Genomic DNA, 21,686 nt, shown 5'->3' with positions numbered 1-21,686 from the left:
TTAAAACATAAGTTAATACCACTTTAAGTCAGTATATTGTAGGATGAATAAAATGTTTGGTAATTAACATACAAAGAATAATTTTAAGGATAAGATAATGTCGCAGTCACTAATGATAGCTCGCTTGGGTAAACCAACCCTACTAGCTATGGCTCTAGCAAGCCTAATCGGTTGCAGCTCAATCGATAATACCCTCACAGAAAATAGCACCGCTCAAGCATCTGCAGAGTCGGCGGCGACCGTCTATTATAATGGTGATATTATCACTATGGCAGGCGATACCCCTGACATGGTTGAAGCGCTAGTGACTAAAGACGGTAAAATCGCTTATGTGGGTAGCTTAAATGCGGCGCAAGCAAAATATAAAAATGCCGTTCAAGTTGACTTAAAAAACCAAACTTTATTGCCTAGTTTCATCGATCCGCACAGCCATTTTGGTATGGTCTCTAATACCTTTGGCCAAGCTGACCTTAATCCGCCGCCTGTCGGCAATGTCGATAGTATCGATAAAATGCTACAAGTGCTCAAAAATTATAAGGAAGATAATGATATCGCTGATGGTGAATGGCTATATGGCTGGGGTTATGATGAGACGCAACTCGCCGAGGACCGTCATCCGACCAAAGAGGAAATCGATAGCGTACTCCCAAATAATCCCGTCTATTTGCAGCATACCAGTGGACATATGGGCGTAGCGAACTCTAAAGGCCTAGCTGCGATGGATATCACTGCCGATAGCCAAGCGCCAGAAGGCGGCAATATCGCTCGCGTTAAAGGCTCTGATGAGCCCAATGGTCTAGTGCAAGAAACCGCGATGTACCCGTTTATGTATGTGCTTCTCAAAGAGCTGACACCCAAGCAAGCTGAATTTTTTGATCAAACCCAAGATTACTATGCGAGTAATGGCGTCACTACTGCGCAAGATGGCTCAACCACGCGTGATGCGATTGAGTTTTTTCAATCACAAGCGGATGCGGGCAAATTAAAGATCGACTTAGTCTCACTCGCAGGCGTCAGTGATTTAGATAAGAACTTAGCCGATAAAGACTTTGTTTGGAAAAGGTACCAAAATGGCTTTAAAGTCCAAGGCACCAAAATTATTGCCGATGGCTCCCCGCAAGGCAAAACCGCTTATTTTACTCAGCCTTATCTAACGCCGGTGGCGGATTGTGAGAGTGATTGCCGCGGCTTGCCTAGTATCAGCCAAGATGAGATGAATGAGATGTTTGCTAAAGCTTACGCGCGGGACAATCAGCTTTTTATCCATAATAATGGTGATGGCGCTACCGATATGATTCTCAAGGCGCATGAGTATGCGATCAAAAAAACCGGCCAAGCGGCTGATAAAGACCGCCGTACTGTGCCCATCCATGCGCAGTTTGCGCGTCCGGATCAACTAGAGGCGTTTAGAAAGTATAAGATGCTGCCGTCATTTTTTACCAATCACGCTTATTTTTGGGGTGATGTCCATATCAAAAACTTAGGGGCTAAGCGAGCGAACTTTTTAAGCCCTATTGCGACTGCTGATGACATGGGACTAATATACACCAACCATTCTGATGACACAGTGACCCCTATTGATCCGCTATTCTCTGTCTGGACAGCGGTCAATCGCACATCACGCACCGGCAAAATTATCGGTAAAGATGAGCGCGCCAGCCCCTATCAAGCGCTAAAAGCAATTACTGCTAATGCCGCTTATGAGTACTTTGAAGAGGACTCTAAAGGCTCTTTAGAAGTCGGTAAGCTTGCCGACTTAGTCATTTTGGATAATAATCCTTTAACGGTAAAAGCGGATAATATCCGTAATATAGAAGTAGTAAGGACTATCAAGGAAGGCAGAACCATTTATGACCGCGCCACACCAGACTCAAGCGCGCAGTAAACTGATAAAAAACTATATTTTTATTTATTAAACTCATCAAGGACCTTTACATGAGCACTACTATGAGTACTACCGAGCAAATTACCTCATCGAATACCAGCCACTATCTGCATCATACTTTTTTTGAGCCGACAGATAGCGAGACTCAGATCACAGCGACTCTATTGATCGTTCACGGTATGGCGGAGCACAGTGGTCGTTATAGCGATTTTGCGCAGTTCTTAGCAGATAATGGTATCGCTGTCGCCACCTATGATCAGCTCGGTCATGGCAAAACGGTTAAGTCAGAGAGCGAGCTTGGCTTCTTTGGTGAAGAGCATCCGGTGCAGTCTTTATTAAAAGATGTGATTATCATGGCAGATAGTTTAAAGGCGAAGCATCCAGATGTTCCGCACTTCATTATGGGTCATTCGATGGGCTCGTTTATCGTACGTACAGTAATGAAGCATCACGCTCATAACTTTACAGGCGCTATTTTGATGGGTAGCGCTGATGCTGATCCATTAGCCAAAGTTATTTTGCCTATCAATAAATGGCTTGCCAAAATCGCTCCTAAAAAACCAAATGCGGTGTTTGCTAATATTATGAATAAAATCTTCAATAGTAAACTTGATAACCGTATTTCTTCCTCACAGTTTGCTTGGCTGACCGAAAACCAAGCCAGTATTGAGGTTTACGAAGCCGATCCTTTAACCGGTTTCGACTTTACCAATAACGGTTATTTAACGCTATTTAATTTAATGGAATCTGGTCTAAACAAAAATTGGGCCGCGACTATTAACAAAGACTTTCCGATGCTATTTGTCAGCGGTAAAAATGACCCTGTCGGTAATATGAGCAAAGGCGTACGCAAAGTGGTCAACCGCTTAAATGAGCAAAACTTTAATCAGGTAGACGTTAAGCTGTATCCACATATGCGCCATGAACCGCTCCATGAGTTAGAGAAAAAAACCGTCTATCAAGATATTTTAGACTGGATAAATAGCCATGCTACCAAGGTCTAGTAATTATTATTCACACGCTATATAGTCGCTATAAAATAAAACAGATACGTCTGCATTATTGTCATTTTTATATTAAGCTAGCTATAAGTAAGTGATTTGCTAAAAGACATAAAATTAGCGACAATACGGCAGCTAACTTTTAACCTATAAGCAGCAGATTAATGGGTTGAACCTTTACTATAAAATTTAAATTCATTTAACTTACATTATTAATTTTGGGAACTTTTATGTCATTACAACAAACGATCGAACAAGCTTTTGAAAACCGTAACGAGTACAGCCCAGCCAATATGCCGCAGGATGTCCGTGATGCTATCGAGCAAGTGCTTGAGCAATTAGACAACGGTAGCCTGCGCGTCGCTGAAAAAAAGGATGGCGAATGGGTGGTCAATCAGTGGGCGAAAAAAGCCGTCTTACTCTCGTTCCGTCTCAATGACAACTATGTGCAAGCAGCCGGCGAGCATGTGCAGTTTTATGACAAAGTGCCGACGAAATTTGCCGATTGGAGTGAAGCTCAGTTCAAGGAAGCAGGCGTACGAGTCGTACCACCAGCCGTCGCTCGTAAAGGCTCCTACATTGCAGCAGGCGCGGTACTGATGCCGTCCTATGTCAACATCGGCGCGTATGTCGATCAAGGCGCAATGGTTGATACGTGGGCGACCGTCGGCTCGTGCGCGCAAATTGGTAAAAACGTCCATCTCTCAGGTGGTGTCGGTATCGGCGGTGTTTTGGAGCCACTACAAGCTAATCCGACCATCATTGAAGACAACTGCTTCATCGGTGCGCGCTCTGAGATCGTTGAAGGCGTTATCGTTGAAGAAGGCGCAGTGATCTCTATGGGCGTCTATATCGGTCAATCTACGCGTATCTATGATCGCGAAACTGGCGAGATTCATCGCGGCCGTGTACCCGCAGGTTCTGTGGTGGTGCCCGGTAGCTTGCCATCTGAGGACGGCACCCATAGTCTATACGCTGCTATCATCGTCAAAAAAGTCGATGCGCAAACGCGTGCAAAAACAGCGGTTAATGAGCTATTACGTTTAGACTAGTTATTTAGACCTGTTATTAGGATTAGTTATACAGTCTCTATAACTCTTATACATTACCGTAATAAAAAAGATGCTGAAGTCAGACTTCAGCATCTTTTTTATTGAAAATGGATTTTTGATTACTTCATCACCTAGCTTAGTGTGTCGTTACTCTCCGACCACACCAGACTGTAACACCAAGTGTTTAACTTCGATAAAGTCTTCAAGCGTTGACTGACCACGCAGGCGACCGACGCCGCTTTGCTTATAGCCGCCTTCCTCAAACTCATCGCGCATCACTGCCCAATCATTGAACCAAATAGTACCTGCTTGCACTTCTCGGGCAACGCGGAACGAGCGGTCTAAATCTCTGGTCCAGATACAAGCAGACAAACCATATTCTGTGGCATTAGCCATCTCAATCGCTTCGCGCTCACTTTCAAACACTTCTAATACTAGTACCGGGCCGAACACCTCTTGCTGTACGATATCCGCTTGACTGTCATCGACTTCTAACAAGGTTGGCTGATAAAATGCGCCTTTAGCTTGTTGGCTATCATTGAGTGGACCACCGCGAACGAGTACTTTAGCACCTTTATCGATAGCATCTTGTACCATCTTATCGACACGTTTGACGTTATTTTGATCGATCATCGCGCCCATATCATTGCTAGTATCCATCGCATCGCCGACTTTGACGTTCTCTAAGCGTTTGGATAACTTGTCGCGCACTTCATCAGCGATATCTTTATGGACTAAGATGCGGCTACCGGTCATACAGAATTGACCGGTAAAGGTCGTGAGCGCTTTTTCAACAACTGGCAAACAAGCATCAATGTCAGTATCGGCAAAGACAAGGTGCGGGGTTTTACCGCCGAGCTCTAGGCCAAATAGCTTCAGCTCATCTGCGCCTTCTTTCATTAGCGCGCGTCCCGTTGAGGTGCTGCCTGTGAAACTAATGGTCGGTACATCAGGATGCTCGACTAAGGTTTGTAATGCCTCTCGCTCGCCTATGACCATATTGACTACCCCTTTAGGCAGCTCCTCTACGCTGGCAATAATATCCATGATAAGCGCATTACTTAGAGCCGTTTGTCCCGGCATCTTCAGTACGGTCGTGCAGCCCGCTGCCAACGCGGGGGCCAGCGAGCGAATCAGTAGCGCCGCAGGAGAGTTCCAAGGCGTGCTAATACCCGCCACCCCTATCGCTTCTTTAACTAAGATAGAATACTTGCCCGCCGACCATTCCGCCGTACGACCAAACTCAGTGTAGATTTTGGAAGCCGCGAAACGTATATTAGGCATAACAAAAGAGGCTTCAAATTGCGCCTCACCAATTGCTTTACCATTCTCTTTGGCTATCATAGTTGCTAGCTCATCTTGACGAGCTTCAAAGGCATCTGCCATCTTGGTCAACACTCGATAACGCAGATCGCGGTTGGTTTTCCAGTCGGTATTTTTGAAGGTATCTTTTGCCGCTTTGATAGCGTCTTGCATCTCAGTTTTGCCGCCTTCAACGTAACTGCCTAAGACGTCACCTGTCGAGGGATTGATGGTGTCTTTTTTATCGCCGCTATCTATCCATTCTCCATTGATATATTGCTTGGCATGATTATTTGTTATCATATTGCACTTTCCTTTACTGTTTTGACCCCTATAATCCTAGACTTCTACTTATTGGATTACTATTGGTTATTGTAACTGGTTATTATCACTTTGATTATTAACGCCGTTATTTCAACTACTATAGTATTCAGTCACTTATAGTGAGTCCCAAAAAAAGCATACAGCTCGTACAAGGATGCCAAGATGGTCAAACTTATTTTACTAGGCTTATTGGCAGGGGCACTGTTTAGCTCGACCTTTATCCTAAATGAAGCAATGAGTAGTGCCGGCGGCCATTGGTTTTGGTCCGCTAGCCTACGTTATACCTTTATGTGGCTAATGCTTAGCGTCATTATCGCGATGCAACATGGCTTTGGCCGTCTAAAGGAGCTAAGCGTCATCTTTGCTCAGCATTGGCGCTTTTGGTGTGTCACAGGTAGTATTGGTTTCGGCGTCTTTTATACCGGTATTTGTTACGCGGGTGATCACGTAGCTGGTTGGGTGGTTGCCGCGACTTTTATGTTTACGGTGGTTACAAGTTTACTGGTGCTACTTGCTTTCGGGCAGCGCTTCGATAAGAAGTTCATCGCTTACGCGTTACTGGTGTTCATCGGGGTAGTATTAGTTAATCTGAGTGAAGGCCTGCGGGCTTCAGCGTTAGAGACAGTAGCGAGCGCCTCCATGTCTGAGATGATTATTTTGGGGGCACTTCCCGCCCTGCTAGCCGCTTTCTGTTATCCGATTGGTAATCAATTGGTTTGGCAAGTGTCCTATAATTCACGCCAGCATACCGCTAAGATGCGCGAGGTTCGAGCCTACTCTTATGAGCAAAGGATGCAGCCGATAGTCAATGAAGCACCCATTCTCTCTAGCGCTATTGACCCTAATATCGATCATTCTTACCCTAGCGACTCTGTGGCTAGCCATCAGCCCTCGTCTTTATTACAACATTTAATCAGCCGCATTCCTGCTGTTGAAACGGACTTACTACAAGATGCCTTTAATAAAGTTTGGCTGATGACGTTGGGTAGTTTGCCATTTTGGCTACTATTGGGCATTATAGTGCGTCCTGAGGCGCCAAGCGGCTCTCAGCTATTTAACACGTTACTAGTGGCGCTACTAGCTGGCGTCGGTGCGACCAGTATTTTTCTTTATGCGCGAGAGCGTGCAGTGACTTCAAGTGAAGTGGCTGGCGTCGACTCCACCCAGGCGAGCGAAGTGATTTTTGCCTTGATGGGTGGTATGTTGTTTCTAGGTAATATGCTGCCCTCAGCTATGGGTCTGTTAGGTATTGGACTCATCATTTTAGGCTTGATACTGTTTGCTAAAGACGGCTAATCATAAAACGAGTTCTCAATTTTTATAGAATATAAGCAACCACTCATCACAAAGCGCAATTTACCCTAAAGAACAGTCAGCATGGAAAAACATAACAATGGTTAATGATTTGATTTTCCCTGATATTTTACTATACCTGCTAGATATGGTTGGGGTGATTGCTTGCGCTATCGCGGGCACCCTGCTCGCTCAGCATAAAGGCTTTGATATCGCCGGTTGTATTTTAGTATCGATGGTTAATGCTATTGGTGGCGGAACTTTGCGTGATATGGCTTTGGATCGCCATCCGTTGTTTTGGATGACCGATCTTAATTACGTCATCGTTATCACCGTGACCTCCCTTGTCCTACAAGTATTTTTTCATCTATATCATAAGATCGATAATGCGCTCAGATTATTCGATGCTATAGGGCTTGCCGCCTTTAGCGTCATTGGCTTTAAGGTCGCCCTTCATCAAGATATGTCGCCCCTGATTGCCATAATGATGGGAGTTTGGACGGCCATTATTGGCGGCATGCTACGCGATATCATCTGTAATGAGATTCCCTTAGTTCTACAACGTGAGATCTATATTTCTGCTAGTGTTGCCGGTTCAGTGACTTATCTATTACTCGACTATTTAGGTCTAAACCCTGGGCTTAACGAGTTTATTATGCTCGGCGTTATCTTTGCCGTACGTATGTTAGCGGTAAAGTTTGACTGGCATCTGCCTTCTATTCGTCTTGTTGATTGATATCAATAATAACTTAGCCGCGCTTATGTTAAATATTGCTTTAGATGCTACCCTAATCACTACCTTTGACCCGCGTTCTTTATTATATCTATTCGATATGATAGGTATTGTTGCGTGTAGCGTCTCTGGAACGATTTTGGCAAAGCACAAAAACTTCGATGTTTTTGGCTGTTTATTGGTCTCTATTGTCACCGCCATTGGCGGTGGTACCGTGCGCGATGTGATTTTAGATAGGCATCCGCTATTTTGGATGGTTGATATGAGCTATCTGACAGTCATTACTATAGCTTCTATAATGACACAGATATTTTTCCACCCCAATTCAAAGAGAGTTGATAAGTTTTTAAAACTCTCTGATACCATCGGTCTATCAGCGTTTACTTTGATCGGTATTAAAGTTGCCGATAGCATGGACGCTAATGTGCCAGTAGCGTTGCTATTAGGAGTTATTACGATCATTGTCGGTGGCATCATTCGCGATATGATCTGTAATGAGATTCCGCTGGTACTACAACAAGAGATCTATATTAGTGCCGCTTTAGCTGGTGGTGTTCTGTACTTTGCCCTGTATAATTTAGGGGTTGCGGTTTGGATTGCTGACATCTCTGCTATGAGTGTCATCTTTAGCATACGTATGTTAGCCATTCGCTACGATTGGCAGTTCCCTTCATTAGAGTGGCGACGTTAAGATTTTAGTTTACTAAAACCAAGTCTTTCACCATCAGCTGTAAGCTACGTTTACCATTCCACTCGTTAACATCGAGCTCAAAGAGGATATGCACCTTTTCAGCGCGGTAATCCCAAGCAGCAGCATCGAAGTTGAAATAAATGGCATCGATTGGATACTGCACACCAGGATAGCGCAAGGAAAGTTTGAGATGCTTATCTTTTAATATCTTAAAGCTCAATACTTCAAATATGCCATCGAATATCGGTGCGGCAAAGCCATGGCCCCAAATACTGGCCTCGGCCAGCTCATCGGCAAACCATAAGCTAAAGTCGCTGGCTTGCAGCTCACCATCGGTGAATTTTTGCTCGGCGAAGACCTCTTGGTCCAGCTCCTCCATTACCTTATCAAAAGCGGCTACAAACCCCTCAAAATTACCACGCTTAATAGTCAAGCCCGCCGCCATGGCATGACCACCAAAGTGAGTGATAAGCTCGGGGCTGCGCTCAGCCACTTGCTCAATAGCATCGCGAATATGTACGCCAGCGATGGAACGCGCTGAGCCTTTGATCGCGTCATCAGCTCCCGTACGCTCGGTATCCGCAGGAGCAAAGACAATACTAGGCCGATAGTGACTCTCTTTTAAGCGGCCAGCGACGATACCGATGACGCCTTGATGCCAGTCGTCTTGATAAAGCACGATGCTGCGCTTAGCGTCAACGGCTGGTTTTTTTTGCACTTTAGTAGCAATAATAATATCATCGCTACCCTCCAAATCTTCTTCATGAATAGCATCAGCGGCAGCGTTCTCATCTTCTAAAGCTTGCAGGATCTGATCAGCTTGCGCGCGCATCTCACCTTCGACTTGCCGACGATTACGATTGAGTAGCTCAAGCTCATGCGCTAAACGCTGCGCGCTACCCCAATCATCGGTAAGCAAACACTCGATACCGATACGCATATTGTCCATGCGTCCCGCCGCATTAATCCGTGGACCCAATACAAAACCAAAGTCTTGTGCATGTAGCTGCTTGGGATCGCGCCCTGCTTGCTCAAGTAATGCCAGAATACCGATACAGCAGCGCCCTTGACGAATCGCGTTTAGTCCATGGTGGACAAGAATACGGTTATTCTTATCGAGTACGCCGACATCAGCGATAGTACCTAGTGCGACTAAGTCTAAATACTGACTGACTTGCACGGCCGGTTTACCTGCTTCACGTCTAAGCTTAGCAAGCCTGCCTAACACATAGAACGCTACCCCTACTCCAACTAGCGCCTTGCTAGCAAAGGTGCAGTCCAATTGATTGGGATTGACTACCGCTTCAGCCGGCGGCGTCGCTTTCGTCGTTAGATGATGATCGGTAATAATCACGGTGATACCGTCCGCTTGCGCGCGCGCAACACCCTCATGACTTGAGATACCATTATCAACGGTGACAATCAAATCAGGCTGATAAGTCTTGATGCCTAATTCGACAATCTCAGGGGTTAGGCCATAGCCGTACTTAAAGCGATCGGGCACTAAGAAGTCGACTTGCGCGCCCATCTTGGTCAACGCGCGCATCATCAGCGCGGTACTAGTCGCGCCATCACAGTCAAAATCGCCTACTATCAAGATACGTTTATTAGCATCGATAGCAGCATCTAATAAGCGCACCGCTTCCGTGACTCCATGCAAGTCTTCAGCGGGCAACAGACCTGACAAATGAGTCTCAAGCTCTTCAGGCTGCATGATACCGCGGCCGGCATAAAGCCGAGCAAGGGTTGGAGATTGGGCGGCTAACGGCTGTAGCGCGGTGGGCAGCTCGTCAATGCGAGTGCCAGTAAAGCGAGGAGTTAAATTTAGCATAGCGGTATTCTACTGGCTTTAGCGAAGGGTCACAATGTTAATTTTTGCCCAACTCTGCTCATAGTTTAACTGGTCTGCTGCATATCAGTTAGAGTAATTCTCATGATAGCAGTTACAAAAACCGTGCATTTTCGCGCTACTTTTCTGCAATTTGCTACAAAGCTATGATTGTACGGCGCAGATATTTCCTTAAACTATCAATTAACTATTTGTTTCTACCTTTAACTATTCATTCTATTATAAGGATAATTTATGAAAACGACGCCAAAAGCTGAAAAACTCCCTAACACTATTGATCCTAATTTAGATCTCGAGCAAGTAAGAAAGGAGTGTCTAAAATTAGTCAAAAAACGCGCGAAGTTTTCAGCAGGTGTAGCGGTTGTTCCCGTACCCTTTTTTGATGTCGCCGTTGATGCGGGTATGCTCACGCAGTTAATCCCTGAGATTAGTGAGCGTTTTGGTTTGATCGAAGACCGCAAATCTGCCATTGATCTAGAGTCGCGCGAAGTGCATTGGAGTGCTATTAGAGACCGTACTGTCGACTTTGCAGGACTCATGGCCACCCGCGGGATTGTTAAAAAGACGATTCAAGGGTTTGGTGGTCGTATTGCTGCCAAGCAAGTCACTAAGTTCATTCCATTAGGTGGGCAGTTAGTCGCGGCAACGATGGGCTACACTATATTTAAGAAGATTGCTTCTGACCACGTTGAGGACTGCTATAAGCTTGCCAAAGAGATTCAGCAAAAAGAAAGTAGCAAAAACGTCTAAACCATTAGGGTCTGCCACAATGTAACCAGTTAAGCTTGGCTTAGCTGGTTTTTTATTACCGATTTGTGCAGATAGATTGATGAAGTATTCACTACTACCAATCAAGCGCTCGGCATGCTATTTTGCCTACTATAAATTCAGCTTAAAGGACTAAATGATGAAAAAACTCATACTCTCCACTACAATGCTAGCGGCCTTTGCTTTAGCAGGCTGCGCTTCTACTGGTGCTAATAATAATGCAGGCAATCCTATCGGTACCGCCAATGAGATCGGCATGAATGTCTTTAAAGCCGCTATTGATAACCAATGCCGCAGCCAAATCGAAAACCAGAATGCGTGGCGTATTGCTAGCGCTGCGATGAGCGATAAGCAAGAAGAAGCTCTCAAATCTCGAGTTTGCGGCTGCGTTAGTGAGCAAGCACCGCAGCAAGTGACTCTCGTTGAGTTAGGGAACGCCGCTATAGATCCAAGCTACCGTACACAATTGGTCACTAGAGTCGTCGCAAAATCGCTACAGAGCTGTTACGGCAGCATCGTTGGCTAAGCGGTTATAAACACCTTCATTGTTCAAATAAAGTCAGCGTAGTAATTGCTTAAATAAGCTTATTCATATAAATTGTGGATAAGCTATTTTTTTTATAAAGCATTCTTATTTTTGATAGTAGAGAGTTTTGATAGCAATAAATCTAATCTATCATGAGATATGGAATTTCTACTGATATATCAAGGAAGACAGATGAAAAGACGTGATTTTATAAAGTTTGGCAGCCAAGCGACTGTAGCAGGAACTCTGTTGGTTCAGCTAAGCGCTTGCTCCTCAGATTCAGACGACTTTAATAAGGTAAACAACGACTCAAACAAAATAGATGACTTAGGGTATCAAGGCGCTGCGCCTTTCGTCCATGGCATTGCCAGCGGCGACCCTTTACAAGATAAAGTGATACTATGGACGCGCATTACCAATGACGGTAGCATCAACGCCGCTAGCATCCCTGTTGGTTATATCGTTGCGACTGATCCAGAGCTACAAAACGTCGTAGCTAGAGGCAAAAGCAGAGCTACTGCTGAGACCGACTTTACGGTAAAAGTAGATCCTAAATTACCTAAGCCTAATACCACTTACTACTATCAGTTTGAGGCTTTAGGTTATGACTCCCCTATCGGTCGTACTCGCACTATCCCTAACGCTGACTTGCCAGCAAGCGAAGTTGGTCGCGTGCGTTTGGCAGTAGTGTCTTGCTCCAATTATGGCTTTGGCTACTTTAATGGTTATGCCGATATTGCTAAGCAAGCGGATATCTCGGCAGTCCTTCATTTGGGTGATTACATTTATGAGTATCCAGAAGGCTTCTATCGTGACAACGATTTAAAAGAAGAGCGCCCACTTTTTCCCAAAAATGAGATTATCAGCTTAGAAGATTATCGCCTACGCTACGCCTGTTATCGTACTGATATCGATCTACAAGAGTGTCATCGTCAGCATCCGTTTATCGCGGTTTGGGATGATCACGAAATCGCTGATAACTCATGGAAGGGCGGTGCTAGATTCCATTTTCCAAATAAAGGCAGCTATATAGAGCGCAAAATGTCAGCGGTGCGCGCATATCACGAGTGGATGCCGATTCGCGATGATGATAGCAATGAGCTAGATAGTCAACTGCGTATTTATAGACGTTTTGAATTCGGCAAACTATTTGATTTAAACATGTTAGACACCCGTATCTTTGGCCGTGAAAAGCTTGATGCCTCTGCTAGTAATGAGCCTGAGCGCCAATTGCTCGGACTTGAGCAAGAAAACTGGCTCTATCTCAACTTAATGGATGGTAAAAATCGCGGCGCAACTTGGCAAGTACTCGGGCAACAAGTAATTTTGGCACCCTTTATGGGAGCATCTGCAACTAATTCTGGCGATATTTGGAACGGCTATGCTAGTGCACGTAATCGTTTATTAGACTTTATTGAAGATAACAATATCGATAACACTGTCGTACTCACCGGTGACTATCATGCTTCCTTCGCTTTTGATGTTGCCAAAAATCCTTTTGATATTAGCGGCTATAACCCAGCCACTGGAGAAGGCTCGCTGGCGGTAGAGTTCGTCTGTCCGGCTTTGACCTCATTGGCTGTACCTGAGATGAATTCAGGCCCAGAAGCCAATCCGCATCAAAAATTTATTAATCAAGTTGATCATGGCTATATGCTTCTTGATATCACTGAGCAAGCATTTGCTTGTGAATGGTACTATACCGATACCTTAAAAGAGCGTAACGATAGCACTCGCTTTGCGAAAGGATTAGTCACGCAAACATCAACGAATCATTTGGTAGATAGTTCGCAAACACGAGCTATTACCGGCTCACCAGCTCTAGCCTCTAAAGACAAAGCCAATACAGTAAAAGTAGCTTAATTAGGACGTATTAAAACTAAGCTATAAGAAACTCTTAAACTATAATAAAAAAGGTGCACTAACTGCTTAGCGCACCTTTTTGTATAGATACTTTTGACGCAATGCTAACCTAACATAATGGCCTTAAATAATTAAAGCTGATCAGCATTTGTAATAACGGTATCAGGACCGATAGCTGCCGTCATAGGCAATACTTTACTACGGCGGAAATACTTAGAATGCGTGTTTATAATTTCATTAACACCATCGATTAGATCTTCAATGACATCATCATAAATACCGTGATGTAACTCAGTTTCAAAATCGGTAAAGGGGTGCTTGCGCGCCGCTGCTCTCACGTCAGTAATGCCTTGTTTGCTATAAAAAATATTAACACTACCATCACTATTTAGCACACAGTTTAATTCTCCCTCATCAACGGTCATATCTAAACGCTTCGGGGTGAAAATATAATCATCAACGTCAAGTAACTCTTTTTCGATTCCTTTTTTAAATAACGCTTTAACATCCATTACAGTTATACTCCTAGAACAAAATAACTTGTAAATACTTTTTTTGTTTTAGTCATCCTTTTATAAGCCCGTTTTTCATGACTTATTAGACAACGCTTTATAAACTTATCCTACAAGATGCGACTATGACTTTTAAGGTAAAAAGTGTAAATCTGCGTTTAGGGTTAGTAAGGCTTAAGCTGCCCCGCTCTACCCTAGCGCTTGAATATCTCACTCTCTTTTAAATCAAATGTGCCTTAAGCTCCAGCACCTTATCGCGCGTCTTCGCGGCATCTTCAAATTTCAGATCGCGAGAGAACTGTTTCATCAGCTTCTCGAGGCGATTGATTTCTTTGGCCAGCAAATCAGGACTTCTAAGGATACTGATATCGACATCCGGCAGATTACTCTTAACGGGAATCGCTTGATTATCATTGGCATCAAGCTCCTCGCCGGTGTCAATTTTATCCGTGACACTACGGCGCGCGCCTCTTGGAGTAATGTTGTGCTCAATGTTAAAGGCGATCTGCTTTTCGCGGCGACGATCGGTCTCTTCTATTGCTTTCTCCATGCTCGGCGTAATACGATCGGCATAAAGAATGGCTTTACCGTTTAAGTGACGGGCAGCGCGGCCAATGGTCTGAATCAAGGATCTCTCAGAGCGCAAAAAGCCTTCTTTATCCGCATCAAATATGGCAACCAATGACACCTCTGGCATATCCAAACCTTCACGCAACAGGTTAATCCCGACTAACACATCGTGCACGCCAGTACGTAATTCATGAATGATTTGCATGCGCTCAACGGTGTCGATATCAGAGTGCAGATAAGCCACTTTAATATCGTACTCTTTGAGATAACTGGTTAAGTCCTCCGCCATACGCTTAGTCAAAGTGGTAATCAGTACACGCTCATCGAGCTCGCGGCGTTTGGTAATCTCAGATAAAACATCATCCACCTGCGTCAGTACCGGACGGATCTCAATCTCAGGATCAATCAGACCGGTTGGGCGCACCACTTGCTCAACGACTTGTTCGCTATGCTCTAGCTCATATTGTGCCGGCGTAGCGCTGACATAGATCGTCTTAGGCTTGATGCGTTCCCACTCTTCAAACTTCATCGGCCGATTATTCATCGCGCTTGGCAGACGAAAGCCGTAGTTCACTAGGTTCTCTTTTCGTGATCTATCGCCTTTATACATCGCCCCGACTTGCGAGACCGTAACGTGCGACTCATCGATAAACAGTAGCGCGTCCTCAGGGATATAATCAAACAGTGTCGGTGGCGCTTCACCCCATGGACGACCGGATAAATGCTGCGAGTAGTTCTCGATACCATTACAGTAGCCGAGCTGCTGAATCATTTCTAGATCGTATTGAGTACGCTCTTTAAGACGCTGAGCTTCAATTAGTTTATTGTTATCACGGAAATACTCAAGACGCGGCTCAAGCTCCTCGCGAATGGTATGAGTGGCGGCTTCTAAACGATTCCGCGGAGTGACATAATGCGACTTAGGATAAATAGTAATGCGCGGTACACTACGCACGGTCTTACCTGTTAAGGGATCGAACCAAGTGATCTTCTCGACTTCATCATCGAACAAATGCACGCGTATCGCTAGCTGCTCAGATTCGGCAGGATAAATATCGAGTAGCTCCCCGCGTAGACGATAAGTACCACGGCCAAAGTCTAGCTCGTTACGGGTATATTGCATCTCAACCAAGCGCTTAATCGTCGCCGTGCGATCTATCTTATCGCCGACCACAACATGCAACAGCATTTTCAAATAGCTTTCAGGATCGCCCAAACCGTAAATACAAGAGACGGAGGCGACAATAATAGCATCACGGCGCTCAAGCAATGCCCGCGTCGCCGACAAGCGCATCTGGTCAATATGATCGTTGATAGCGCTGTCTTTTTCGATAAAGGTGTCACTTGCCGCTACATAAGCTTCGGGCTGATAGTAATCATAATAGCTGACAAAATACTCCACCGCATTATTAGGAAAAAACGCTTTAAACTCACCATACAACTGAGCGGCAAGGGTCTTGTTATGCGCCATAATAATGGTTGGGCGCTGGCACTCGGATATCACCTTGGCCATGGTATAAGTCTTACCAGAACCAGTTACGCCAAGCAATAACTGCTCATCCATATCTGCATTAATACCCTTAACGAGCTTTTCAATCGCTTGCGGCTGATCGCCTGCCGGCTCAAAGTCAGTGACCATCTCAAAGGCACGGCTTGATATTTGTGTTCCTGACGCATTGACGCCAACGATTTCAGCTTCGCCTTGCAGCTGAGTGGCCAATTGATTTAACTGACGCGACGAGCGCGGTTCGGGCATACGCATATTAGTTTTCTTCCTGACGTTTGTAAGGATAAGTATAAGAAGTAAGGTTTATAACAAGGTGGGGGCTTAAGCGCTGTTTTTAAAGGTTATTTGCTAGCTTTTATCGCTTATTAAGACATCAATTAAAGCTCATAATTACTGGCTCTCAAAAACAAAAATTCACCATGACTCATGAACGAGTTATCACAAACAAACCATTAAAACGCTTTATTAAATTAAAAGTATTAACTGGCTTAAGTAATCAAAGTTTATCGATAAGGCTAGTTTCAGCTATTATATTTACAAAGCTTTTCATGCTTAACAAAGCCATTACATGACCACCTAATAAAGCCTAACGCTCATGGGTTCCCTACTTCTAATAAGCTGCTATTATTAGTATCGAAAGTTGATAAGAAAACGCTGACTAAGGATCTCGAACTAAGCGTCTAAGATTCTAGTCAGTCATTAGATAACAATTAAATAAAACCAAAAATGGAGTAATTTATGAGAGAACGTTATGCAAGCGGTATAAATGATGACACTGCCAAAAAAATGGTCGATCTATTGAATGCTAACTTAGCCAACTTGATTGATTTGAGTATGGATAGCAAGCAGTGCCACTGGAATCTACAAGGTACTGGATTCATCGGTGTGCATCAGTTATTAGATGAAACTTATGACCGTCTGACAGAATCTTTTGATACTGTCGCTGAGCGTATTGTCATTCTTGGTGGTAAAGCTAATGGCATCTCTAAGCGTGTCGTTGAAGATTCTATTTTAGAAACTTATCCAACTGACATTACTGAGGTCGAGCAGCACGTTCGTGAGCTAACCAACCGTTATAAAACTATTGCAGCCTCACTACGCGAAGGTATAGATGCAGCTGGTGATGCAGGCGATGAAGATACGGCTGACTTATTGACGGAAGTAAGCCGTACTATCGATAAAGATGCTTGGTTCATCGGTGCTAATGCGCCTAAGAAGTAACAGTTTATAGTTTATTTGAATATAAGTTTAGAATTTATAAAATAAAAAGGTCATCTTATTAGGTGACCTTTTTTTTGACAATCATTTATGGTTGTTCTAAATTACCGTTCTAATTTTAGAGACTTAAGTTCTTTCATCATGATCGGTAAAGCTTTTTTCATCTGTGCTTCATTGATAGTTTCGATATAGGCATCATCAAATATGCTACTGCTATAATCAGAGATGACTGCTATTAATTGTTGGCGTTGAACATTATTGATATCATCAGATACTACACTAGATATCATTGAATCATTGACCAATTTTTGCATACTATCTTTTGAAGACATCTGCTTAATCGTCTCGTTTAACTGTGTCACCTCTACTAGCTCCCTCAACGATTTATCCGTAGGGGTTGCTGCTTGTACACAGAGCGTTGGCACCGCCATCAAGGTAACCGCACTTAGACTCAACGTTAGAGCTACTGTGGTACTTTTGAGTAATGATTGCATATCCTCTCCTACTTTAAAGTTGCCTGTTATTTAAATTCAGCTGGCTAGAGTCGTATTCATCCGCTATTTTTTATGACTCATTTGCAAGGCTTAGAGGTTTAGCATTAGGCGCAGACAAAGTTAGTATCGCTTGTTGGAACAGCTCATTGGCGCGCAACTGAGTTTCGATAGCTTCAAATTTTTGTGCGATGCTTTGCTCTTTTTGATTACCAACGATGTCTACGGCTGCAACCATAAATATCTTCTGCGGGCCGACCCATTCTAGATGTAAATAAGAGACGCTCTCGATGTCAGGGTGGCTTAGTAGCGCCTCTAGCACATAGCAATGCATCCTTGCTGATACCTTATGACCGACCAAAAAGTCACGGTTTCGACTGATCAGAAATATCGCTACCGCCCCTAGTAATATGCCTACAATAATGGAGCCTAGCGCATCCCAAAAGGGCTGCCCGGTATAAACATGCATACCCATTGCCGCCGCCGCGATAATTAGACCAGTAACCGCCGCTAAGTCCTCAAAAAACACCCCACGCAAAGTCGGATTAGAGGTCTCAACCACATAACCAATAGCACTAACCTCTAAAGCCTCACCCTGTTTTTTACTTTGCAAATAAGCTTGCACAAGCGAGAAGCCCTCAAGCACAAAAGCCACTGCCAAAATAATGAAAGCGATCGTATAATTGGTCTCAGTCTCTGCCGCATTCCATTCGGTGATACCCGTATAAATAGAGACGATGGAGCCTGCCATAAAAACACCAAAAGCCGCTATCATCGACCACACATAAGCCTCTTTTCCATAACCTAAAGGATGGCTTTTATCAGCGGGTTTGACTGCTTTTTTTTCAGCGACTAATAAAAAAACCCCATTTCCCGTATCTGCCCATGAGTGCGCAGCCTCCGCTACCATAGAAGCAGAGCCGGTGATAAAAGCAGCAACGGACTTTGCAATAGCGATCAAAAAATTAGCGCCGATGGCAATCAAAACCGTAATCACCGAGCTAGACTTTTTATCTTTACTATCAGGATCTGGTTCAGGCTTCTGCGCGTTTGACTTATAGCGCGACAGCTCTGGACCGCCTAGGTGTAATTGTGGGTTGGCGACGGATGGTTTCAAACTCATAATGAACTCTATAACGTAGCTTAAAAGAAGATAGTTAGCATCTATACTATCTCGCCTAGAATAAATTAACCTTTATTATTTTACAGTAGCGCATCCGTTAATTGGCGGTAACTTTTGATAACGCTATTTAGATTCTGGGTTGGTCTGCGTATTTTCAGCCGTGCGTGTCAACTCTCCAACTTCTTTATTGATATCACAACTAGGACGGTGTGAGCTTTGCATACGCATCTCTTTACGCTCTAATGCTGCATCGGCTCGGCATTGTTGGCTTTCGTTCTTAATCTCAAGCGGCGGTACGGGCGTAGGTTTGCCGTTATCATCAATAGCGACCATCGTGAAGTAGCAGCTGTTAGTATGGCGAATCGTTCGCGCGCGCACATCTTCTGACTCGACTCGGATACCGACCTCCATCGAGGTGGTGCCGACGTAGTTGACACTAGCGGCAAAAGTAACGAGCTCGCCGACATAGATAGGCTCGCGGAACATCACTTGATCGACCGATAACGTGACAACATAGCTGCCGCTATAGCGACTGGCACAAGAATATGCCACTTGATCGAGCATTTTTAGTAAGTCGCCACCGTGGACATTGCCAATGAAGTTTGCCATATCTGGGGTCATCAATATCGACATATAAAGTTCGTGATTGAGCGGTGCTCTTTTTGCAGTGGAGCTAGTGTTGTACTGAGCCATAGTTGTCCTTAGTCATTAAACAGAATCATTATAAAATTGGTTTATCATTTATACAGCAGGTGGATAGCTAGTGCAAATCCACTAAACACAAAAAAAACGGCTTAACCTAAGTTAAACCGCTGTTATTTATGGCTTAAATAGTTAAACGGCTCAAACTCTTAAGCTGGAGTCGCCTTATTCAGCCAGCCAAAACGGTAGGCCAACCAAGCTGTGCCAGCACTCACTGTACCGGTTAAAAAACCACCCCAAGTAAAATCTACCAAAGCGGTATCGAGCGTATAGCCTTTAAATAATGCTAAATTAGTAAAGTCATAAGTCCCATAAGCCATTAAGCCAAGTAATCCACCCAATAGAAAAATATGCCCAATAGAAGCTTGTGCTTTTATCTGCGGATAAAGAACAATAATACACAGCGCTAAGATATAAAACATATAGAACACAGCAGCCGCCATCATATTGGGTTCGTCCGCTAAAAGATGACCTATACGCTCCTCATAAAATAGTCCTTTCATCGTTGACAGCCAGACGAAGTCCACGCCTAAAAACATAGCAACGGCAACAAGATAAACAAACGTATAACCCATAACGACATCCTTTTATTTCAATGGTTTTAGTAGCACTGTAGTTTAGTAACGCTTTATTCTCATGATGCAGAGAGTTTGGCTGCTACTCTATAGCTCATTTGTTAAACTGTGGCGGTATCCGTACTCGAAGAAGCCGTTTGCATCTTAATATCTGTAATAAACTTATCGCTTTTTTCATCACGATTAGAATCAGTACTATTATAGTCAAGAGAATGCGACGTAGGCGAATCCGAGAAATGTAAAATATCAATATTGTCAGGTTTGACTGCAGTTAGCTGTACGACGCCAATGGTACGCTCTAAAAATCCGCCTTCACAGTAACAGAAATAAAAATTCCAAAGACGGATAAAAGCTTCATCGTAGCCGAGCGCTTTTATTTCCTCGCGCTGCGACATAAAGGCTATGCGCCAATCTCGCAACGTATGCGCGTAGTCAAAACCGTAATCATGTAATTGCTTGATGACCATATCGGTCTGCTGAGTGAACTGATTGTTCAGCTCTTGATTGGAGAGCAGACAACCGCCTGGGAAGATATGGGTCTGGATAAAATCAACTGAGTCGACATACTCTTGGTAGTTTTGATCATTAAAAGTAATAGCTTGTAGCACCATTAGACCTGTAGGCTTAAGCAGCTCATTACACTTGGCAAAAAAGGTGGGCAGATACTCATAACCGACGGCTTCGATCATCTCAATACTGACAAGCTTATCAAATTGACCGGTCAGCTCACGATAGTCCTGCTTAAGTAAAGTTATCTTATCTTCTAGCCCTGCTGCTTGTACCCGCGCCTTTGCTTCATCGAACTGCGCATCGGATATCGTCGTGGTGGTAACATGACAACCATAATGAGTAGCGGCATAAATCGCAAAACCGCCCCACCCTGTACCGATCTCTATCACTTGATCATCGCTAGTCAACTGCAAACGCTGACAGATAAGCTCAAGCTTGTGCTGCTGTGCTTGCCTGAGCGTGGCTTTAGGATTCTTATAGACCGCGGAGGAGTACATCATAGTTTCATCTAAGAAACGCTGATACATATCGTTGCCCAAATCATAATGGGCTAAGATATTGGATTTAGATCCTGACTTATCGTTGTTACGCAGCTGATGGTTGGCCTTCTCAAAAGCTTTACTGATACCAGCAAAACGATTTTCTAATTTATTAAGTACCGCTAGATTACGCGCCGCTAAGCGTATCAAACCTGTTAAATCATCGGTATCCCACTCGCCATCGATGTAGCTATCGGCCAGTGCAATAGAGCCGCCGAATAATAACTGACGATAGACGCTGATATCGTGGATGCTCAGCGTCACGTGCAAAAAGTGGCGACCGATAGCAGAGCTACTTTTCACATTGAGCGCTTGACTACCAAAGCTATGAGTCTGCGCATGCTGCGTATAGTCTTCGATGACGGTAATACCGCCGAACTGCACTCGTTTTAGTGCTTGAAATATCGCCTTTCTCGCTAAAGCACTAACCCCATTATTGATAGGTTTCAACAGCGAACTATCGTTTAAAGTTTGACTCAAACGGGCATTGATTTTCTCTAATCTACGGCTTGGCTGACGGTCGGTTGGTCGGGCTGACATTGCTGTGGTATCCTTTTGTCCATTCGAGATAGTCGCTATCAACAATCGCTGATGACTGCTTTTACTTTTTACTGCTATGTTTAAAACTCATCTATTTAAACTTCGAAAACGG

Annotated in this window: 19 protein-coding genes; 10 read left to right on the top strand and 9 right to left on the bottom strand. The window is 44.1% G+C overall.

What is annotated here, in order from left to right; translation table 11 throughout:
• Positions 1 to 97: 97 nt before the first annotated feature.
• From ACTXGJ_RS06210 to dapD, 3 genes are all read left to right on the top strand, one after another.
• The gene (locus ACTXGJ_RS06210; RefSeq protein WP_439242602.1) at positions 98 to 1,885 is read left to right on the top strand and encodes an amidohydrolase; all 1,788 of its coding nucleotides are present in this window, start codon (positions 98 to 100) and stop codon (positions 1,883 to 1,885) included.
• Between the two features lie 62 nt (positions 1,886 to 1,947).
• Positions 1,948 to 2,889, top strand: coding sequence for an alpha/beta fold hydrolase (locus ACTXGJ_RS06205; protein WP_443565438.1), 942 nt, complete (start codon positions 1,948 to 1,950; stop codon positions 2,887 to 2,889).
• Between the two features lie 227 nt (positions 2,890 to 3,116).
• Positions 3,117 to 3,938 carry a 2,3,4,5-tetrahydropyridine-2,6-dicarboxylate N-succinyltransferase gene (gene dapD, locus ACTXGJ_RS06200; protein ID WP_201610229.1) on the top strand — a complete coding sequence of 274 codons (822 nt, stop codon included), beginning with the start codon at positions 3,117 to 3,119 and terminating at the stop codon, positions 3,936 to 3,938.
• Between the two features lie 147 nt (positions 3,939 to 4,085).
• On the opposite strand, the gene ACTXGJ_RS06195 is transcribed toward dapD, so the two are convergent.
• A complete protein-coding gene (locus ACTXGJ_RS06195) occupies positions 4,086 to 5,543 on the bottom strand; it encodes an aldehyde dehydrogenase family protein (protein ID WP_443565381.1) in 1,458 nt (485 codons plus the stop codon).
• A gap of 183 nt (positions 5,544 to 5,726) precedes the next feature.
• On the opposite strand from ACTXGJ_RS06195, the gene ACTXGJ_RS06190 reads away from it, so the two are divergent.
• From ACTXGJ_RS06190 to ACTXGJ_RS06180, 3 genes are all read left to right on the top strand, one after another.
• The gene (locus ACTXGJ_RS06190; protein ID WP_443565380.1) at positions 5,727 to 6,860 is read left to right on the top strand and encodes a multidrug resistance efflux transporter family protein; all 1,134 of its coding nucleotides are present in this window, start codon (positions 5,727 to 5,729) and stop codon (positions 6,858 to 6,860) included.
• A 97-nt stretch (positions 6,861 to 6,957) separates the two neighbouring features.
• Positions 6,958 to 7,593 (top strand): trimeric intracellular cation channel family protein, encoded by a 636-nt coding sequence (locus tag ACTXGJ_RS06185; RefSeq protein ID WP_439242608.1) that lies wholly within the window; start codon positions 6,958 to 6,960, stop codon positions 7,591 to 7,593.
• Positions 7,594 to 7,618: 25 nt separating this feature from the next.
• Complete coding sequence (locus ACTXGJ_RS06180; protein WP_439242610.1) at positions 7,619 to 8,281, top strand: trimeric intracellular cation channel family protein; 663 nt, start codon at positions 7,619 to 7,621, stop codon at positions 8,279 to 8,281.
• Between the two features lie 4 nt (positions 8,282 to 8,285).
• Here ACTXGJ_RS06180 and recJ read toward each other — a convergent pair whose 3' ends face one another.
• Positions 8,286 to 10,112 (bottom strand): single-stranded-DNA-specific exonuclease RecJ, encoded by a 1,827-nt coding sequence (recJ, locus tag ACTXGJ_RS06175; RefSeq protein ID WP_443565379.1) that lies wholly within the window; start codon positions 10,110 to 10,112, stop codon positions 8,286 to 8,288.
• Between the two features lie 252 nt (positions 10,113 to 10,364).
• Between recJ and ACTXGJ_RS06170 the strand changes: the two genes are divergently transcribed.
• The 3 genes from ACTXGJ_RS06170 (at position 10,365) to ACTXGJ_RS06160 (ending at position 13,287) form a co-directional block, all read left to right on the top strand.
• A complete protein-coding gene (locus tag ACTXGJ_RS06170) occupies positions 10,365 to 10,880 on the top strand; it encodes a hypothetical protein (RefSeq protein WP_439242614.1) in 516 nt (171 codons plus the stop codon).
• Positions 10,881 to 11,034: 154 nt separating this feature from the next.
• Positions 11,035 to 11,424 (top strand): hypothetical protein, encoded by a 390-nt coding sequence (locus ACTXGJ_RS06165; protein WP_439257425.1) that lies wholly within the window; start codon positions 11,035 to 11,037, stop codon positions 11,422 to 11,424.
• Between the two features lie 192 nt (positions 11,425 to 11,616).
• Positions 11,617 to 13,287, top strand: coding sequence for an alkaline phosphatase D family protein (locus ACTXGJ_RS06160; protein ID WP_443565378.1), 1,671 nt, complete (start codon positions 11,617 to 11,619; stop codon positions 13,285 to 13,287).
• A gap of 131 nt (positions 13,288 to 13,418) precedes the next feature.
• On the opposite strand, the gene ACTXGJ_RS06155 is transcribed toward ACTXGJ_RS06160, so the two are convergent.
• Together ACTXGJ_RS06155 and uvrB are read right to left on the bottom strand one after the other, a co-directional pair.
• Entirely contained in the window at positions 13,419 to 13,799 is a 381-nt protein-coding gene (locus ACTXGJ_RS06155; RefSeq protein WP_439242620.1) for a hypothetical protein, read from the bottom strand.
• 220 nt (positions 13,800 to 14,019) lie between these two features.
• Complete coding sequence (uvrB, locus tag ACTXGJ_RS06150; RefSeq protein WP_439242622.1) at positions 14,020 to 16,131, bottom strand: excinuclease ABC subunit UvrB; 2,112 nt, start codon at positions 16,129 to 16,131, stop codon at positions 14,020 to 14,022.
• A gap of 483 nt (positions 16,132 to 16,614) precedes the next feature.
• Between uvrB and dps the strand changes: the two genes are divergently transcribed.
• Positions 16,615 to 17,097 (top strand): DNA starvation/stationary phase protection protein Dps, encoded by a 483-nt coding sequence (gene dps, locus ACTXGJ_RS06145; protein ID WP_439242624.1) that lies wholly within the window; start codon positions 16,615 to 16,617, stop codon positions 17,095 to 17,097.
• Positions 17,098 to 17,198: 101 nt separating this feature from the next.
• Here the strand turns inward: dps and ACTXGJ_RS06140 are convergent, their stop codons facing one another.
• The 5 genes from ACTXGJ_RS06140 to ACTXGJ_RS06120 all read right to left on the bottom strand — a co-directional run bounded on the left by ACTXGJ_RS06140 (position 17,199) and on the right by ACTXGJ_RS06120 (position 21,574).
• Positions 17,199 to 17,588: a hypothetical protein gene (locus ACTXGJ_RS06140; RefSeq protein WP_443565377.1), complete on the bottom strand. Its 390-nt coding sequence runs from the start codon at positions 17,586 to 17,588 to the stop codon at positions 17,199 to 17,201.
• A gap of 70 nt (positions 17,589 to 17,658) precedes the next feature.
• Entirely contained in the window at positions 17,659 to 18,708 is a 1,050-nt protein-coding gene (locus ACTXGJ_RS06135; RefSeq protein ID WP_443565376.1) for a cation diffusion facilitator family transporter, read from the bottom strand.
• Positions 18,709 to 18,831: 123 nt separating this feature from the next.
• Positions 18,832 to 19,401 (bottom strand): acyl-CoA thioesterase, encoded by a 570-nt coding sequence (locus ACTXGJ_RS06130; RefSeq protein ID WP_439242630.1) that lies wholly within the window; start codon positions 19,399 to 19,401, stop codon positions 18,832 to 18,834.
• Between the two features lie 158 nt (positions 19,402 to 19,559).
• Positions 19,560 to 19,985: a DUF2177 family protein gene (locus ACTXGJ_RS06125; protein WP_439242632.1), complete on the bottom strand. Its 426-nt coding sequence runs from the start codon at positions 19,983 to 19,985 to the stop codon at positions 19,560 to 19,562.
• 101 nt (positions 19,986 to 20,086) lie between these two features.
• Complete coding sequence (locus ACTXGJ_RS06120; protein ID WP_443565374.1) at positions 20,087 to 21,574, bottom strand: class I SAM-dependent methyltransferase; 1,488 nt, start codon at positions 21,572 to 21,574, stop codon at positions 20,087 to 20,089.
• Positions 21,575 to 21,686: the final 112 nt, after the last annotated feature.

It is taken from the genome of Psychrobacter sp. 1Y11, assembly GCF_052259045.1.
Classification (GTDB): Bacteria; Pseudomonadota; Gammaproteobacteria; order Pseudomonadales; family Moraxellaceae; genus Psychrobacter.
This window is presented reverse-complemented; position numbering and strand designations above follow the sequence as displayed.